Origin of the sequence: Thalassospira sp., from assembly GCF_030690045.1 — a bacterium.
GTDB lineage: Bacteria > Pseudomonadota > Alphaproteobacteria > Rhodospirillales > Thalassospiraceae > Thalassospira.
Window position 1 is genome coordinate 68,819 of sequence record NZ_JAUYHK010000012.1, and the last position, 16,371, is coordinate 85,189.

Annotated in this window: 12 protein-coding genes; 9 read left to right on the plus strand and 3 right to left on the minus strand. The window is 54.9% G+C overall.

Translation table 11 applies throughout. The features are described from left to right. The first annotated feature begins 18 nt into the window (after positions 1-18). From hisS to Q8O73_RS09920, 6 genes are all read left to right on the plus strand, one after another. Positions 19-1,260: a histidine--tRNA ligase gene (hisS, locus tag Q8O73_RS09895; protein WP_305557992.1), complete on the plus strand. Its 1,242-nt coding sequence runs from the start codon at positions 19-21 to the stop codon at positions 1,258-1,260. Positions 1,261-1,267: 7 nt separating this feature from the next. Then, positions 1,268-2,587 carry a glutamyl-tRNA reductase gene (gene hemA / locus Q8O73_RS09900; protein ID WP_305557993.1) on the plus strand — a complete coding sequence of 440 codons (1,320 nt, stop codon included), beginning with the start codon at positions 1,268-1,270 and terminating at the stop codon, positions 2,585-2,587. Further along, positions 2,584-3,666 (plus strand): peptide chain release factor 1, encoded by a 1,083-nt coding sequence (gene prfA / locus Q8O73_RS09905; protein WP_305557994.1) that lies wholly within the window; start codon positions 2,584-2,586, stop codon positions 3,664-3,666. Before hemA ends, prfA begins: the two co-directional genes overlap by 4 nt. Before the next feature lie 4 nt (positions 3,667-3,670). After that, a complete protein-coding gene (gene prmC / locus Q8O73_RS09910; RefSeq protein ID WP_305557995.1) occupies positions 3,671-4,546 on the plus strand; it encodes a peptide chain release factor N(5)-glutamine methyltransferase in 876 nt (291 codons plus the stop codon). Positions 4,547-4,841: 295 nt separating this feature from the next. Then, a complete protein-coding gene (locus tag Q8O73_RS09915; RefSeq protein ID WP_305557996.1) occupies positions 4,842-5,828 on the plus strand; it encodes a DUF4167 domain-containing protein in 987 nt (328 codons plus the stop codon). Positions 5,829-6,067: 239 nt separating this feature from the next. Beyond that, positions 6,068-7,648 carry a type IV secretory system conjugative DNA transfer family protein gene (locus Q8O73_RS09920; RefSeq protein ID WP_305557997.1) on the plus strand — a complete coding sequence of 527 codons (1,581 nt, stop codon included), beginning with the start codon at positions 6,068-6,070 and terminating at the stop codon, positions 7,646-7,648. Here the strand turns inward: Q8O73_RS09920 and Q8O73_RS09925 are convergent. Continuing rightward, complete coding sequence (locus tag Q8O73_RS09925; RefSeq protein ID WP_305557998.1) at positions 7,645-8,409, minus strand: MOSC domain-containing protein; 765 nt, start codon at positions 8,407-8,409, stop codon at positions 7,645-7,647. The genes Q8O73_RS09920 and Q8O73_RS09925 overlap by 4 nt on opposite strands. A 313-nt stretch (positions 8,410-8,722) precedes the next feature. Here Q8O73_RS09925 and clpB point away from each other — a divergent pair, with 313 nt between their 5' ends. Both clpB and Q8O73_RS09935 read left to right on the plus strand, forming a co-directional pair. Continuing rightward, entirely contained in the window at positions 8,723-11,317 is a 2,595-nt protein-coding gene (gene clpB, locus Q8O73_RS09930) for an ATP-dependent chaperone ClpB (RefSeq protein ID WP_305557999.1), read from the plus strand. Between the two features lie 117 nt (positions 11,318-11,434). Further along, positions 11,435-12,220: a DUF4197 domain-containing protein gene (locus Q8O73_RS09935; RefSeq protein ID WP_305558000.1), complete on the plus strand. Its 786-nt coding sequence runs from the start codon at positions 11,435-11,437 to the stop codon at positions 12,218-12,220. Here Q8O73_RS09935 and Q8O73_RS09940 read toward each other — a convergent pair. After that, positions 12,206-12,628: an ATP-binding protein gene (locus tag Q8O73_RS09940; RefSeq protein ID WP_305558001.1), complete on the minus strand. Its 423-nt coding sequence runs from the start codon at positions 12,626-12,628 to the stop codon at positions 12,206-12,208. The genes Q8O73_RS09935 and Q8O73_RS09940 overlap by 15 nt on opposite strands. Beyond that, positions 12,621-14,438: a long-chain fatty acid--CoA ligase gene (locus tag Q8O73_RS09945; RefSeq protein ID WP_305558002.1), complete on the minus strand. Its 1,818-nt coding sequence runs from the start codon at positions 14,436-14,438 to the stop codon at positions 12,621-12,623. The genes Q8O73_RS09940 and Q8O73_RS09945 overlap by 8 nt, the downstream gene beginning before the upstream one ends. A gap of 157 nt (positions 14,439-14,595) precedes the next feature. Here Q8O73_RS09945 and Q8O73_RS09950 point away from each other — a divergent pair, with 157 nt between their 5' ends. Continuing rightward, entirely contained in the window at positions 14,596-16,371 is a 1,776-nt protein-coding gene (locus Q8O73_RS09950) for a M3 family oligoendopeptidase (protein ID WP_305558003.1), read from the plus strand.

Sequence of the window (16,371 nt, forward strand, 5' to 3'; positions counted from 1 at the left end):
AAGATCGGAGAAACCAACGTGGCATCGCTTCAACCCGTCCGTGGCACGCATGACCTTCTGCCAGAACAGAACCGTCTGCATGACCACATCGCCGAAACCGCACGGGCGATCGGGGAGTTGTATGGTTATCACCGGATGACCACCCCGATTTTTGAATTTACCGATGTCTTTGCCCGTACCCTTGGCGATACGTCCGATGTCGTGACCAAGGAAATGTACAGCTTTGAGGATCGTGGCGGCGAACACATCACACTGCGGCCCGAAGGCACGGCAGGCATTGCACGCGCCTATATTTCAAACGGCATGCAGCAAATGTCGCCGGTCAAGGTCAGTTATATCGGGCCGATGTTCCGTTATGAGCGGCCTCAAAAAGGTCGTCAGCGCCAGTTCCACCAGATCGGGGCGGAATTGCTGGGCGTTGAACAGGTGGCGGGCGATGTCGAAATGATTGCCTATGGTGCGCATATCCTTAAACAGCTAGGCCTGTGGGATGACGTCACGCTGGAACTGAATACCCTTGGCGATCCCGAAAGCCGGGCAGCCTATCGCACCGTTCTGGTTGATTATTTCAAGGGGCATTTTGATAAACTGTCCGAAGACAGCCGCACCCGTCTTGATAAAAACCCGCTGCGTATTCTGGATTCCAAGGATGAAGGCGACCGGGAACTGGTCGCCAATGCGCCGCTGTTTGCCGATTACCTGAATGAAAATTCGCAACAGTTTTTCAAAGGCCTGACCGAAGGCCTTGGCGATATCGGTATTGCCTATCAGTTAAATCCGCGTTTGGTGCGCGGGCTGGATTATTATTGCCATACCTGTTTTGAATTCACGACCAATACGCTGGGTGCGCAGGGAACTGTGATGGCCGGGGGCCGTTACGATGGACTGATTTCGACGATGGGTGGCCCGCAGACCGCCGGTGTGGGCTGGGCCGCCGGTGTCGAACGTCTGGCCCTGATGGTGGGCGAGGCACCGCCCGCCGCCCGCCCGGTTGCCCTGATCCCGATGGGAGATGATGCCGAACGTCATTGCCGCAAACTGGCGCAGGATTTGCGCGAAGCCGGGATTGCGGTTGAACTGGGTTATGCCGGTAATATGAAAAAACGCCTGAAACGGGCAGACAAGGCCAATGCGCGTCTGGCGGTTATTCTGGGCGATGATGAATTGGCCAAAGGTGTTGCGCAATTGCGTGATCTTGATAACAGCGATCAGCGCGAAGTCGCCCTGAACGTGTTGATCGAGACAGTCAGCAAGGGATAAATGACGGGTGACAGACGGCGCCTTCCGTGATGATGCCGGAGATTGGCCGCTGGATCGCCTGATGGTGATCGGCACCAATCACCGACGCTCCGGCGAGGAAACCCGTGACCGTCTGTTTATCGACGAAGTGCGGTTGCCACAATTCCTGTCGGTGATTGCCCAGGCGCGTCTGGGGCAGGCGGTGGTGGTATCGACCTGCAACCGCACCGAAGTTCATCTTCTGGCCGAAGACGCAACACGCGGGCGGGAAAAGCTGATTGACCTGCTGGCCCTGTGGGCGGATATCGACCGCGATCAACTGGCTGCGGAACTGTATATCCGGTCCGGTCGCGAGGCTTTGCGCCATGTATTTGCTGTGGCGGCATCGCTGGACAGTCTGGTGATTGGCGAACCCGAGGTTTTCGGGCAGGTCAAGGATGCGCATCGCATTGCCCGCCATCATCAGATTACCGGGCGCGAACTGGAACTGGTGTATCAGGCGGCCTATGCCATCGCCAAAAAGGTCCGCAGCCAGACCGGCATCGGACAGGGGGCGGTGTCGATAGCTGCCGCCGCGCAATCGGTGGCGCGTGACCTGCATGGCGATATCGCCAATTGCACGTTGTTGGTGGCCGGGGCCGGGGATTTGGGCGAACTGATTGCGGCATCCCTTGCCGAACGCGGCATGGGGCGGATTATGGTCACAGACCGTCTGGCGGCGCGTGCCCGGCTGGTGGCGCGCAGGCTGGATTGTCACTGGTCCGATATCGGTGATCTGGATCGTTTGTTGGCCGAGGCGGATATCGTCCTGACCGCCGGGGGATCGCGGCGCTATATGATTGACCATGCCCGGGCACAGGATGCGGTTAAACGCAGGCGTTATCGGCCGATCCTGATGATCGATACGGCGGTGCCGGGCGATATAGACCCACAGGTCGATGATATCGCCGAGGTGTTTTTCTATCGACTTGGCGATCTGGAAAAAATTGCTGCCGAGGGCCGCGACGGGCGTCAGGAAAAAGCTGACCAAGCCTGGGCGTTGATAGATGAGGAAGTCGATCATTTTGTCAAGGTGCGTGCCCAGCGTGCCGCCGTTCCTGCCCTTGCCGGTCTGCGGCAGCATTTCGAGGCTGTCCGCACCGAGGTTTTACACGAAAGCCACGGCGATGCCGACAAGGCGACGCGGCTTCTGGTCAATCGGTTGTTGCATGCACCGACCCAAGCCCTTAAAGACCTTGCGGCGACCACCGAAGGGGCGGGAACGGTGGAATGGCTTAAGGCCCAGAAATTACTTGTGCGGTTATTCCCGCTAGATGATCCGGCACAGGACAAGGAGAATAAAGAGTGAGTCTGGATCCCGGAAAACTGCATGGCATTGTCCGCCGGTTTGAAGAATTGAAATCATTGTTGTCGGGTGGTTTGGGCGATAGTGATTCTTTTGCCAAACTGTCTCGGGAATATGCCGATTTGTTGCCGGTGGTCGAGAGCATCGAGGCCTACCAGCGCCTGCATGATGATCTGGCCGGGGCAGAAGAATTGCTGACCGATAAGTCATCGGACGCCGAAATGCGCGAGATGGCCGAGGTGGAAAAATACGACATTCTTGAAAAATTGCCTGCCGCCGAACATGCGGTCAAATTGATGCTGTTGCCCAAGGATTCCGCCGACGAGAAAAACGCCATTCTTGAAATTCGCGCTGGAACCGGTGGCGATGAGGCCGCCCTGTTCGCCGCTGATCTGTACCGTATGTATCAGCGTTATGCCGAACGCATGGGTTGGAAATTTGAATTGATGGATGCCAGCGAAAACGATCTGGGCGGGTTTAAGGAAGTCATCGTCAATGTATCGGGTGCCGGGGTGTTTGCCCGCCTGAAATACGAAAGCGGTGCGCACCGTGTGCAGCGCGTGCCGGTGACCGAAACCAGTGGCCGCATTCATACATCGGCGGCAACTGTGGCCGTTCTGCCTGAGGCAGAAGAGGTTGATATTCATATTGACCCCAAGGATTTGCGCGTCGATACCTATCGATCACAGGGGGCGGGTGGCCAGCATGTCAACACCACCGACAGTGCGGTGCGCATCACCCATATTCCAACCGGTGTGGTTGCCGCCAGCCAGGAAGCCAAAAGCCAGCACAAGAACAAGGAAAAGGCGATGAAGATGCTGGCTTCGCGTCTTTATGACCTTGAACGTGAAAGCAAGGATACCGCCCGTGCCGCTGACCGCAAATCGCAGGTCGGGTCAGGGGATCGATCCGAACGCATCCGCACCTATAATTTTCCGCAAGGCCGGGTGTCGGATCACCGCATCAATATGACGCTGTATCGGTTGGATGATTTCATTCTGGGTGGCCCGGCGCTTGATGAAATGATTGATGGCCTGATCAGCGAGGATCAGGCGCAAAAACTGGCCGAAATCGGGGCCTGACCCAGTGATCGGCAAGCGCCATACACTGGGTTCTCTGATGGCGGATGGCACATTGCGCCTGCAACAGGCCGGATGCGATACGCCGCGATTGGATGCGCGTTTGTTGTTGTCGGCGGCAACCGGGATGGATTCCGGCCGGATCATGGCCTTTACCGATGAAACCGTTGAGGATGCACAAGTCACCATATTTGATGCCCTGATCGACCGGCGCCGTGCCCGCGAACCGGTATCGCGCATTTTGGGGCGGCGGGATTTCTGGCGATACAGCTTTGCCCTGAACGAGGCCACCCTTGATCCGCGTCCCGACAGTGAAACGCTGGTGGCGTGGTGCATTGAAAAAATCACCGCGATGGGCGGGCAAAGATGGTTGGTGGATTTTGGCACCGGGACCGGTTGCCTGTTGTTATCGGTGCTGGCCGATGTGCCGGATGCTACCGGTATGGCTATCGATATTAGCCCACGGGCAATTGATTGCGCACGGGATAATGCCGTGGCGCTGGGGGTGGACGGGCGCTGCGATTTTTATGTGTCCGATTGGGATGCGTCCTTGCCGTCCGGGCATGTCTGCCACAATTTCGATGCCGTGATTTCCAACCCACCCTATATCGCGCGCCCTGAAATGGCAGGTCTTAGCGCCGAAGTGCGGGATTATGACCCGGAAATCGCCCTGACTGACGGGGCGGACGGGCTTTCGGCCTATCGTATTCTGGCGCGGGTGGCCTATGAGCGGTTGCGACCTGGCGGATTTGTGATGTTTGAAATCGGGCGCGGACAGGAAGCCGATGTTTCTGCTCTGCTGGAACAGGCCGGGTTTGCGGGAATTGCGTATCGAAAAGATCTGGGCGGGATCATTCGCTGTGTGGCGGCGGACAAGCCATAAGAGGCTTTGGGGGTTGCTGGCGAAAAAAACGCATCAAAGGCAAAAAAAACAGTTGGAATAAGGTCTCGGGGCATATAAGTTGATTTCAGCGGGCCGGGTGCCCGACGCGCTTTTGGTAGCGCCGTGTTCCCCTGTAAACAGTTGCAAATATCCGTTTGATCTATGGCGCTCAGCGGGTTTGTCGCAGTACCGTTTTTTCCGGTGCTGTTTTTTCGGGAAATGTGATTCCACACGGAGTGGTTCCGGGACAGTGTTGTAATCCCGGGTTTGTCCTCAACGCCAACAGTATGTTGATATGAGAAATAACAATAAACGTCCACGCGGACGGCAACAATCGAATAAACGTCCTGTAAACCCGAAATTTCAAAGCTTTGACAGCAATGGTCCTGATGGGCGCGTTCGTGGTAATGCGCAGCAGGTCTATGAAAAATATGTTTCGCTGGCCAAAGACTGTACAGATGATCAGGTTCTGGCTGAAAATTACTATCAGTATGCCGAACATTATTATCGGGTACATCAATCATCTGTGGAATGGGAAAATCAGCGGCGCGATGAACGTGCTGTCAGTCAGCCCCAGCCACAACCCCAGCAACAACGCACGGATCGCCCGGCAGGGCAGTCCGAGGACCGTTCTTCTGATCGTAATGGCAATCGTTTTTCGCGGGATGATCGTTCTGAAAACCAGAATGATGATTATACCGAAAATAGCGATCAGGACGACAATGGTGATCATGGCGCGGAAGACGATAACAATGCCGTCCAGACGATTGATCAGAATCGCGGTCGTCGCGTAAATACCCGCCAGCCCCGATCCGACAACAGATACGATAATCGTACCGACAATCGTCGGGACAACCGGTCTGATAACCGACCGGAACATCGTGCAACTGTTGCCGATACCGGTGGTAATGATGGTACTGCCGATGTTTCCGGCAGCGATGATGCCGTTGATGATCAGGCCCCGAAACGCGCCCCGCGGCCCCGTCGTGCACCGCGTCCGCGGACGGTCAACCGGGCATCTGATGCTGATAATGCCGAAGGTGCGGCACCAGTTACCGCCGCACCGGGAAATGACGAGGCCGCAGCATCTGCGCCGGTTCCTGTCAGCGATGGTGACGGTTCTGCCGATGACGAACAAAAACCGCGCAAGCGGGCCGCTGCGGCGACCCGGACACGCGGGCGTCATCCAACCACGCGCCGTGGACGCAGCCGCGTTGGTGGTCGCGAAGACGGTGAAGAAGGCGATGCGCCGGATAACGATCCGGAAATCGTTTCGGCCTGATCTGGCCTTCATGCATCTCCCAAAACAAAGCCCGCCCGGTTATTACCGTGGCGGGTTTTGTTTTGGGGCTGGGAGCCTGATACTTCTGGATAGATGGATATGGGGAGTGTCTCAAGGTAACTTAAACCTCAAGTTATTTTTCAGGCGTTGAAAAGTGCGCCAGTGAAATAAAAGATCAAGGATGCAGAAAGTTATTCTGCATCATGTGGCAAAGCCACGTATTTGGGGGAGATTCGGTGATGGGAACAGGTATGTTCCGGATCATCATGGTGCTGCTATGGACACTGGGCGGGTTGATTGTCGCCTTTGGTCTGTTCAATGGCGACTATGCACTGGTTCTGGTTGGTGGTGTATGTTTTGTCATACCGCTGTTTTTGCCGATGGTTGTGATTTTGATCAACCGCATTCCACAATCAGGTCCGAAAAAACCGGTCAAATCCCCGGCCCAGATAGCGCGTCAGCGTGCCGAGGGGCAATGGGCCAAGGCCGAAGACCTTGACGGGCGCAAAATGTTCGATGCCAAGCCGTCGGTTATTCTGGGACGGTGGGGAATGGAAAAAAAGGCACTGGGCGCAGTTGCATGCAGCCGCCTGATGACATTTGGTAATAATGCCGATGATTATTACCGGTCGGCAGCAGTGCCAAATGCCTTGCTGCATCCCGGAAATCTGTTTGTGTATGAACGCAGCGGGGCAATTTTCCGGGCGATCCGTGAACGCCGGGAAAAAATGGGTCAACATGTTTTTGTGGTTGATCCTTTTGGTCAGACCGGCAGTACTGCCAGCACGTTCAATCCGCTGGAATTCATCCGCCATCAGGGCGAGGGGCTGGTCGCCGATGCCGGGATGATTGCCGATCTTTTGCTGGCCCCGTCCTATGTTAGCGATCTGGATACCCACGAGGCCCGCACGGCCCGCACCCTGTTGCAGGGGTTTATCATTTTTACCGTGCAAAAAGCGCTAACCGAAAACCGCAATCTTGCCGAAGTGCGCCGCAATCTGGTGATGCAGTCGCACCGGTTCTACAAAATTCTTGAAGAATTGATGAATATCGAAACCGCCGATGGCCGGATTTCTGAAATTGCCCTGACGATTCTGGATATGACCGAGGACCAGCGCATGTCGATCGTCAATGCCTGCCGGGCGGCCACCGCGATTTTTGACAATCCGGCCATTGCGCGTTCGATCAGCAGCAGTTCTTTTGCGCCGAATGCTTTGCTGGAAAAACCTGTATCGCTTTTCATCGTCGGGCACAGCAACGAAGAAGAGGCCGGAACACTGGCCGCCTTTGGCCGGGTTTTGCTGGGCACGATGTTGTCTGTGATTGAAAAACGCAGTTTCAAAAGTGGCGACCCGGATTATCTGGTGTTGCTGGACGGGATTGAGGAACTGGGCCGCCTGCCGATGTTTGAACGCATGTTGGGTGGGGCGTTGGCCGACGGGATTACGGTCTGGACCTGTCTGAGCGGGGTCAGCGGCCTGATGGATGTGTGCCATAACTGGGAAAATATTGTCGGGCGTAGCGATGTTATTCAGGTATTCGGTCAGGACGGTGCCTTTGACTTGGACTGGGTGGCTGGCTTGACAGCGATGTCGCGGTTTGAAGATACCGGCGGGGCAGGGGCGGATCGCAATTCGCCAGTGCATTTGCGGCCCCGCGATAATCAGCCAATCCTGAAATCAACCGAAGTTGCCCGTTTTCCGTCCGAGGAACAAATCCTGTTTCGCAAAGGCGTACCGCCAATCCGCGCATGGCGGATCGACTGGTATCACGATGAAATTTTTCGGGGCATGGCGGTGCATGCCCCGACCTTTAATTAAGCGGCGATAACGGTGTCACCCGGTTTAAGGGTGCCGCCGTCCGTCGCCTCCAGATACATACCCATGAACAGATGGTTCATGCCGGTATGCAACAGGCGCGGCACATTGATATCCGATATGGCCGTGTCGGGGTTGATGGTGGTGGCCTTGCACCGTGTGATCGGATGAATGGCGCGGAAGGTGGCGTCGCCAATCTTCACAATCTGGCCTTCGGTCCAGTCCAGTTCCTGCCAGGCGGGCAGGCCATCAATCAGAAGATTGCCGCGAAAGCGCATCGGATCAACATCCTGACGGGCAATGCGGTCGCCAAAATCACGGACGGATGCCAGATTGATCACGGAAATATAGGGTTGTTCCATATCTGAAAACGCAATATCGGGCACCGACATGATTTTCGGGCGACCGGCGATGTCGTTTTTCAGAAAGGCGGTCAGGAAATCCTCGATCACGGTGCGGCCCATTGGCGTATCAAGTGCACCTTTGCAAATGGTGCGGCCATTGCGCAAAATTGTCAGGCTGCAGGTGGCATCGTCATACTCGATGCCCAGTTCCGCCAGTTTCGGGGTATTGACCAGTTGCAAAAAATTGCTTTTGCGTGCCCAGCCTTCAAGCTGCTCCTGCTCAAAGGACCCGCTGGTGGCAATCACAAAGCGGCGGTCATCGGCCAGGATTTGGTGGGGGGTGATGGTGGCATCAATCATGTCAATGCCACGCAATCCCTTGACCGGGTATCGTTTGATTGCTGTGAGATGTGCTGTCATTGTTCTGTGTCCTGTCGTGCGGGGTCTTTCCGCTGTTATAGCGCCAGATAGCGGGTAATCACAGAAAAATACCGGTAAATCCACGCCGTTGCCTTGTATATTGAAATCATGCCAGAAAATCTGTGTGCGGTGCAAAAAGAATTCCTGCAACTTTGGTAGGGCAGGCAACTTGCGATGCGGATTTGGTGACACATATCAATGACAATCCCGATCAATTGCGTCAGGATCAAAACCATGGGGATGATCCCCAAAAAGTGCGGATGCTTCCGGGAAGGTCCGCCCGTGTGTAACTGTTGGCTCGTGGAGTGACAGCATGGAATTTGAAAAATTTACCGACCGTTCCAAAGGTTTTCTACAGGCAGCGCAATCGCTTGCCCTGCGCGAAAGCCATCAGCAATTTGTGCCCATACACCTTCTGAAGGTTCTTTTGGATGACGAAGAAGGGCTGGCAGCCAATCTGATCACTGCGGCAGGCGGCGATCACAAACAGGCCCGTCTGCGCGCCGATCAGGAACTGGCGAAACTGCCAAAGGTCGAAGGTGGCAATGGCCAGATTTACCTGTCGGGCGATTTTGCCCGCCTGATTGAGCAGGCACAGGAAGTCGCGAAAAAGGCCGGGGACAGTTATGTCACCGCCGAACGACTGCTGCTGGCGATTGCCCTTGATCCGAAATCGGTGGCAGGCAAGGTTCTGGCGGATGCTGGAATTTCGGCGCAAAAACTCAATAGCGCGATCAACGATTTGCGCAAGGGGCGCACGGCGAACAGTAGCGGGGCAGAAAACCAGTATGACGCCCTGAACAAATATGCCCGTGACCTGACAGAAGCGGCACGGGATGGCAAGCTGGACCCGGTGATTGGCCGGGACGAGGAAATCCGCCGGGCCATTCAGGTTTTGTCGCGCCGGACCAAAAACAACCCGGTTTTGATCGGTGAACCCGGTGTCGGGAAAACCGCGATTGCCGAAGGGTTGGCGCAACGTATCGTCAAGGGCGATGTGCCGGAAACCCTGAAAGACAAAAAACTTTTATCGCTTGACCTTGGGGCACTGGTTGCCGGGGCAAAATTCCGCGGTGAATTTGAAGAACGCCTGAAAGCCGTGCTGTCGGAAATTGAATCCGAGGCCGGTCAGGTCATTCTGTTTATTGACGAATTGCACACGCTGGTCGGGGCGGGTAAGGCCGAAGGATCGATGGATGCGTCGAACCTTCTCAAACCGATGCTGGCACGCGGCGAATTGCATTGCGTCGGGGCGACCACCCTTGAAGAATATCGCAAATATATCGAAAAGGACGCAGCCCTTGCCCGGCGGTTCCAGCCGGTGTTTGTATCGGAACCAACAGTGGCCGATACGGTGTCGATTCTGCGTGGGATCAAGGAAAAATACGAACTCCATCACGGAGTACGGATTGCTGATGCGGCATTGGTGGCGGCCGCTACCCTGTCGAACCGTTATATTACCGACCGGTTTTTGCCTGACAAGGCGATTGACCTGATGGATGAATCCGCCGCCCGCCTGCGGATGGAACTGGATTCCAAGCCCGAAGAAATCGACGAACTGGACCGCCGGATCATTCAGCTCAAGATCGAACGTGAAGCCCTGAAAAAGGAAGACGACCGGGCGTCGAAAGACCGTCTGGTGCGTCTGGACAAGGAACTGGCGGAACTGGAAGGCAAATCGGCAGAACTGACGGCGAAATGGCAGGCCCAGAAAAATGAAATGGCGGCGGCGACCCATATCAAGGAACAGCTTGATCAGGCACGCAGCGAACTGGAACGTGCGATGCGCGAAGGCCGTCTGGATCGGGCCGGGCAATTACAATACGAAGAAATCCCCGCCCTTGAACGGTTATTGACCAAGGCCGAGGATGATCAGGCGACAACCGGCATGAAGGACGAGGCGGTCACGGAAAAGCACATTGCTTCGGTTGTGTCGCGCTGGACCGGGATACCGGTGGACAAGATGCTGGAAGGCGAACGTGAAAAGCTTTTGGAAATGGAAGACACCCTGCGCAAGCGGGTGGTCGGACAGGACGAAGCGGTGCGCTCGATCTCCAACGCCGTGCGCCGGGCGAGGGCCGGGTTGCAGGACCCCAATCGTCCGATTGGATCGTTCCTGTTTCTGGGGCCGACCGGGGTTGGCAAAACCGAACTGACCAAGGCACTGGCGCAGTTTTTGTTTGATGACGAACAGGCGATGGTCCGCATCGACATGTCCGAATTCATGGAAAAACATGCTGTGTCGCGGTTGATTGGCGCGCCTCCCGGCTATGTTGGCTATGAAGAAGGCGGTTCGTTGACCGAAGCAGTACGCCGTCGCCCCTATCAGGTGGTGCTGTTTGACGAGGTGGAAAAAGCCCATCCGGATGTCTTTAACGTGCTGTTGCAGGTTCTCGACGAAGGGCGTTTGACCGATGGTCAGGGTCGCACGGTTGATTTCCGTAATACCATGATCATTCTGACCTCGAACCTTGGCGCAGATATCCTTGCCAATCAGGAACCAGGCCATGACAGCGGCGAATTGCGCAGCCAGGTGATGGAAGTGGTGCGGTCAGCCTTTCGACCGGAATTTCTCAACCGTCTGGACGAGGTTTTACTGTTCCATCGTCTGCAACGGGTCCAGATGGATCATATTGTCGATATCCAGCTGGAACGTCTGGACAAATTGCTGTTTGATCGCAAGATCAGTCTGGAACTTGATGAATTTGCTAAATCCTGGCTGGCGGACAAGGGCTATGATCCGGTTTACGGGGCACGTCCGCTTAAACGGGTGATCCAGCGTTATCTGCAAAACCCGCTGGCGATGCAGATTCTGGAAGGCACGATTGCCGATGGCAGCACCGTACCGGTCTCGGCCGAAGGTGGTTTTCTGACCATCAATGGTAAGAAAATCGAAATGGTTGACTGACCTGATCGGAAACGGCTTTGCAAAACCCCGGTACAATTTGTGCCGGGGTTTTGTGCTTTGATGTGGCGATAAAGACGGTCATGATAGGCGATCATTTTTGATCAAGAAGGATATCCGATGCATCGCAAATTCCCCCGGTACTTTCGTTTGACGATGACGACAGGGTGCCTTGTCGCGGCCTTGTCGGTTAGTGGCAATGTTGCCGCACAATCCTTGTTTGATGCCGCCAAAAATGCGCTGGGCGGGGCGTTAAGCGGGAATTCTTCCGGGAATGCGTCGTCATCATCATCGTCGCTGTCACAGGATACGGTTGCCGATGGTTTGCGACAGGCGCTGGATGCCGGGATTGATCTGGTGACGGCGCAACTGGGCAAAACCGACGGTTTTAACGCTGATCCAGTGGCGCATATTCCGCTACCCGCCAGCGTGCAGCGGGTGCAGGCCTTGCTGACCACCGCCGGGCTGGGCAGTTATGGCGATGAAATTGAATTGCGCATGAACCGTGCGGCCGAAAGTGCAATGAGCGATGCCGGGGATATCCTGTTAAACGCCGTGCGTCAGATGACGATGGCCGACGCCCGCAGCATTCTGGACGGACCGCAAGATGCCGCGACCCAATATTTGCGCCGGGTATCAGGCGGCGAGATTGAAGGAAAACTACGACCGGTGATGAATGATGCCTTGGCCGAAACCGGTGCCATTGGCATGTATGATCAGATGATGGGGCAATATCAAAGCCTGCCTCTGGTGCCCGATGTCAAGGCGTCGCTGGAGGATCATGCGACTGGGGCGGCGATGGACGGGATATTCCATTATCTGGCAGTACAGGAAGCCGATATCCGGCAAAATCCGGGCCGATGGACCACCGATATCCTCAAAAAGGTATTTTCAGCGGCGCAATAAAATTTGGGGCAGGGTTTCCCAACGATCCTGCATTGCCGTAATGCGGTCATCGGGAACATCGTGAATATTGGCAAAATTGCCGTGGCATTCGATGATCTGAAGCGGGATGGTCCATCGGGCTGTCATATCGATATAGGGCTGCATTTCCCAGATTTGACTGAAGGTGTTTGATACCACCACACTGCGCCCATGACGCAGATGATCTGCACATTCCTGTTCGCACCGGGCATGTACGTCTTTAAGCTTTCTTCTGTCGAAAACGTATTTTCCGGCGGCATCGACCATGAACATGTCGGCCTCAAGATGCACCGCATCCCGCGCCGGGCAAATCTGCTGCGCCAGTGTCGATTTGCCCGATCCCGGCAATCCGCGTATCAGGGTCAGGGAAAAGGTGGGTGAGTTACCCACCAGCACGTTTCCGGTTGTATAAATTTTCAAGCCGTTCGCCATAAACCGCGCGGATTTTGTGGCGGCGGATTTTCATGGAAGGTGTCAGCATTTCATTGTCGATGGAAAAAGCTTCGTCGGCAAAGGCAAAGCTGCGCACTTTTTCCAGGCTCGACAGTCGTAAATTGACATGATCAACGGCCTTGCGAACATGTTTGCGGTATTCCTCATTTTGTAGCAGGCCCTTGATATCATCAATCGGCAAGCCCTTGTCGCGGGCGAAATCGCGCAGGGCGTCTTCGTCAGGCCACAGGATGGCAACCAGATAAGGCTTGTTATCGCCATAGACCATCGCCTGTGAAATTTCAGTTTCGAGGGTCAGCAAGCCTTCGATCCGTTGCGGCGAAATATTGTCACCACCGGAATTGACGATGATATCCTTTTTGCGATCGGTAATGATCAGGCTGCCTTCATTATCAAGCATCCCGATATCGCCGGTATGCAGCCAGCCATCAATGATGGTTTGGGCGGTGACATCGGGCATTTGCCAATATCCGGCCATCATGCTTTCGCCTCGCAACAGAATTTCGCCGTCCTCTGCAATTTTGGCTTCGACCCCGACCATCGGGGGGCCAACCGTGCGCAATTTGTTGTTTTCTGCCCGGTTGCATGACACGACCGGGCTGAATTCGGTCTGGCCGTATCCCTGCAAGACCCGCAATCCACAAGACACAAACAAAACGCCCAGTTCATAATTCAGTGGTCCGCCACCCGATACCATCGCCTTGAGCCGTCCGCCAAACCGTTGCCGCAATTTCCGCCGCAGCAGGATTTCGCATAACCAGTTCTGTAATTTCTCGATCAGTGAAAGTTTTTCACCTTCATAGGTTTTGCGTCCCAGACGCAGGGTCATTTCAAACAGTTTTTTCTTGAAACCGCCGTCCTTTTCCACCGCCCGGCTGATGCGTTGATACAGCATTTCATAAAGACGCGGGACGGCGGTCATGATGGTCGGACGGACTTCGGCCATATTGGCCGCCAGTTTTTCCAGACTTTCGGCATAATAAACCTGTGCGCCGATACTCATCGGGAAATAAAGCCCGGCAGTATGTTCATAGGAATGCGATAAAGGCAGGAATGACAGAAATACTTCATTATCGATCTTCAGGGTTTCGATGATGTCAAAGGCCCCGGCACAGTTTGACAGGATCGCCCCGTGGGTCAGCATCACCCCTTTGGGCGCACCGCCGGTACCCGATGTGTAAATCAGGCAGGCCAGATCGGTGCGTTTGATTCCAGCGATCCAGTCGCCGACCTCATCGGTCAGACCGCGGCCCTGCGCAATCAGGTCATCCCATTTTGAAATGGTGATGTCGCCGACAAAACTTTGCCCCCATTCTTCCATGATAATCGCATGGCGGCAGCGCCCGGAATCAAGGGCCGCATGTAAAAAAGGCTGGGCCAGTTTTTTGGTCGAAATGATAGCGACCGCCGCCCCGGAATCCTGAATGACGTGCAAATGATCGCGTTCGGTATTGGTGATATAGGCCGGAACTGTCAGCGCCCCGACCGACATAATCGCCAGATCGGCAATGCCCCATTCCGTACGGTTTTCCGACAGCAGGATCACCCGGTCGCCGGGCCGCACTCCGGCCTTGTAAAGCGAACGCGCCAGTGCCCGGACCTGATCGGCGGCATCGCGCCAGCTTGTCGCGACATAACCGTCGTCTTTCCGGGTCCACAAAACGGGTTGGTCGCCAAATTTTTCGGCCTGATCGAAAAACATGGTCGGCAAGTTTTGCCAGTTGGCGTAATCCTGCAAATGCGTCATGGCGGTTTCCTTGCCCTGCTTTTTTAATCGCGTTTGTTTTTTTACGGTGATCAGCGTACCACCGTTCAAACTTTCCTGTCAGATGACTGGCGTAAAAAATAACTGTGTCTTATATCGCATTAAAGCGATTTTATTTTTCGATAATTCCGGAGGACCGATGAACGTGATCGACAAGAACCTGCCGACCTGGGATCTGAGCGACCTTTACACCTCGACCAGCGACCCGGCGATCAAGGCCGATCTGGATGCTGCCCGCAAGCGGTCTGACACTTTTCAAAAGAAATATCAGGGTAATCTTGCCGGTTTGTCGGGCGATGAATTGATTACCGCCATTACCGAATATGAAGCGATCAGTGAATTATGTGGCAAAATCGGTTCCTATTCCCAATTGATGTATGCCGGGGACAGCTCGGACGCCGTTATTGGCCAGTTTTATCAGTATATCCGTGAACAATTAACCGCGATTTCCAGCGTCACGCTGTTTTTCGGTCTGGAGCTGAACCGGATCGAGGATGATGTTCTGGAAGCGAAGTATGACCAGAGTACGGCCTTGCGTCGCTATCGGCCATGGCTGGATGAAAACCGGTCCTACCGCCCGCATCAATTGTCCGACGAGGTTGAACAGGTTCTGCATGAACGCCACATCGCCGGATCGGGCGCGTGGATTCGCCTGTTTGATCAGACGATGGCCGATTTGCGGTTTCCGATTTATGGTGAAGACCTGACGATGTCGGACGCCGCCAATATGCTGTCATCGACCAATGTCGAGGATCGCAAGGTCGCAGCCAAATCGATTGGCGAGGTTCTGGGCAAAAATATCAAATTGCTGGCTCACATCACCAATACGCTGGCCAAGGATAAGGAAATTGACGACCGTCTTCGCAATTTTGCAACGCCGGTCAGCGCACGCAACCTGTCCAATCAGGTCGAAGATAATGTGGTCGAGGCCCTGTCGACCGCCGTTCGCGATTCTTACGAAGGCCTGTCACATCGTTATTATCGCCTGAAAGCCAAATGGTTTGGTGTGGATCGTCTCGATTACTGGGATCGCAATGCGCCTTTGCCCGATGCCGATGATCGCGAAATTTCGTGGGATAAGGCCCGTGAAACGGTTCTGACGGCATATGGTGAATTTTCCCCTGATCTGGCCGCCGTTGGTAAAAGGTTTTTTGATAATGCATGGATTGATGTGCCGCCGCGGGCCGGTAAATCATCGGGTGCCTTTGCCCATCCAACGGTGCCGTCTGCGCACCCGTATCTGTTGCTGAATTATCATGGCAAAACCCGCGATGTGATGACGCTGGCCCATGAATTGGGGCATGGGGTGCATCAGGTTCTGGCCGGGGATCAGGGATATTTCCTGTCCGATACGCCGCTGACTTTGGCGGAAACGGCATCGGTATTTGGCGAAATGCTGACCTTTCAGTCGATGTTGCGGGCCGAAACCGATCCGAAGATGCGCCGCATCATGCTGGCGGGCAAGGTCGAGGATATGCTCAATACCGTCGTGCGCCAGATTGCCTTTTTTGAATTTGAAAAGGCCCTGCACGATGCGCGCCGCGAAGGAGAATTAACCGTCGAGGAAATCTGCGCGATCTGGCTGGCCGTACAACATGACAGTCTGGGTGATGCGATCCGGTTTGATGACGAGTATAAATATTACTGGTCCTATATCCCGCATTTCATCCATTCGCCGTTTTATGTTTATGCCTATGCCTTTGGTGATTGTCTGGTCAATTCTTTGTATGACGTATACCAGAATGCCGATGGTGGTTTTCAGCAGAAATATCTTGATATGCTGAAAGCCGGCGGCACCAAACGCCATCAGGAATTGTTGGCACCGTTCGGGCTGGATGCGACCGACCCGGCATTCTGGCAGCGCGGCCTGAACATGATCAAATCCTTTATCGACGAGTTGGAGGAGCTTTCCTGA

Coding starts and splice junctions, on each gene's coding strand:
- Q8O73_RS09925 (WP_305557998.1), bottom strand. CDS start 8,409: ATGACAGCACATCTCACAGCAATCAAACGATACCCGGTCAAGGGATTG.
- Q8O73_RS09935 (WP_305558000.1), top strand. CDS start 11,435: ATGCATCGCAAATTCCCCCGGTACTTTCGTTTGACGATGACGACAGGG.
- Q8O73_RS09915 (WP_305557996.1), top strand. CDS start 4,842: ATGAGAAATAACAATAAACGTCCACGCGGACGGCAACAATCGAATAAA.
- Q8O73_RS09920 (WP_305557997.1), top strand. CDS start 6,068: ATGGGAACAGGTATGTTCCGGATCATCATGGTGCTGCTATGGACACTG.
- Q8O73_RS09950 (WP_305558003.1), top strand. CDS start 14,596: ATGAACGTGATCGACAAGAACCTGCCGACCTGGGATCTGAGCGACCTT.
- Q8O73_RS09945 (WP_305558002.1), bottom strand. CDS start 14,438: ATGACGCATTTGCAGGATTACGCCAACTGGCAAAACTTGCCGACCATG.
- clpB (WP_305557999.1), top strand. CDS start 8,723: ATGGAATTTGAAAAATTTACCGACCGTTCCAAAGGTTTTCTACAGGCA.